The sequence below is a fragment of the Streptomyces sp. 13-12-16 genome (assembly GCF_002114215.1).
Classification (GTDB): domain Bacteria; phylum Actinomycetota; class Actinomycetes; order Streptomycetales; family Streptomycetaceae; genus Streptomyces.
On record NZ_NCTE01001259.1, the window covers coordinates 1 to 1,554 of the forward strand.

1 protein-coding gene is annotated in these 1,554 nt (G+C 76.3%); it reads right to left on the reverse strand.

Annotated features, from left to right (window positions below; genetic code table 11):
• A partial coding sequence (locus B7767_RS38860; protein WP_256923726.1) for a condensation domain-containing protein occupies positions 1-1,554 on the reverse strand: 1,554 nt, incomplete at both ends.

The window sequence follows — 1,554 nt, forward strand, 5'->3', positions numbered from 1 at the left end:
CCGGCCGGGCGCCGCTGCTCCTGGGGGGTCGGCAGTCCGGTGCGGGCGACCGGGCGGCCGGGGTCGGACGTCAGGGTGCGCAGCAGGGTCACGAACCGGTCGGCGAGGCCGGCCACGACCGGCCGGTCCAGCCGTGCGGCGTCGTACGTGAACCGCAGCCGCAGCCGGCCGTCCTCCGGCTCGACGATCAGCGCGAGGGGGTAGTGCACGGTGTCGAACACCTCGGAGCCGGTGACGCGGAGGGTGTCCGCACCGTCGTCGGAGGCGGTCGGGTGGTTCTCGAACACGACGAGGGTGTCGAAGAGTTCGCCGCCGCCCGCGGCCCGCTGGATGTCGGCGAGACCGAGGTGCTGGTGGTCCAGCAGTGCCGCGTGCTCGTCCTGGACGCGCCGCAGCAGACCGGTGAGGGACTCCTCGGGTGTCAGGCGTACGCGGGCCGGGACGGTGTTGATGAACAGGCCGACGGCACGGTCCAGGTCGCCGGTCCCGTGGCCCCGGCCGGACACCGTGGTGCCGAACACCACGTCCTGGGTGCCGGTCAGGCCGCCCAGGAGCAGGCCCCAGAGGCCGTGGACGACGGTGCTCAGGGTGATTCCGTGGGTGCGGGCGTACGCGGTGAGGCCGTCGTCGGGCAGCGGGACGTCCAGGCGGTCCGGCCGGGCGGGCGTCCGGTGCCCGTCCGTCGTCGTGAGGGAGCCGGCGAGCAGGGTGGGCCCGGGAAGTCCCGACAGCGCCCGCCGCCACGCCTCGCGTGCCGCGTCGCGGTCCCGGCCGGCCAGCCAGGCCAGGTGGTGGTGCGGGTCGAAGGGCTCCGGCAGGTCCTCGCCCCGGTGGGCGGCGAGCAGTTCGCGCCGGAGGACGGCGAGCGACCAGCCGTCGGCGACGATGTGGTGCAGGGTGAGCAGCAGGCGGTGGTGCCGGCCGTCGCGGACCAGGGTGGCCCGCAGCAGCGGGGGCCGGGCGAGGTCGAAGCCCTCGGCCCGGTCCGCCCGCAGCAGGGCGTCCAGTCCGCCGCTCGCGTGGGTGCCGGTCTCCCGCCACGGCAGGACGGTGTGCTCCGCGAGCCGCTGGACGACGCGGCCGTCGGGCAGTTGGCGGAACGAGGCGCGCAGCAGCGGATGCCGGTCGAGGAGACGCTGCAGCGTCCGGCGCAGCCGACCGGGTTCCACCGGGCCCGCGAGGTCGAGGAGTTGCTGTACGAGGTACGGGTCGGCGGCGCCGGTGTCGTACCGGGCGTGGAAGAAGAAGCCCTCCTGGAGCGGGGAGACCGGCAGGGCGTCCTCGTCCAGGTGCGCCGGGGTGTCGGGCCGCGTGCCGGGGCCGGCCTGGTCGGCGGCCTGCGCGAGCGCCGCCACGGTCCGCCGGCGGAACACGTCGCGGGGGGTGATCGCGAGCCCGGCCGCCCGGGCGAGGTTGACCAGCCGGATCGCGACGATGCTGTCGCCGCCCAGTTCGAAGAAGCTGTCGTGGACGCCGACCGACGGCATGCCGAGCACGTCGGCGAACAGGCCGGCGAGCGTGGTCTCGGCGGGGGGGGCGGGGGGGGCCCGCCCC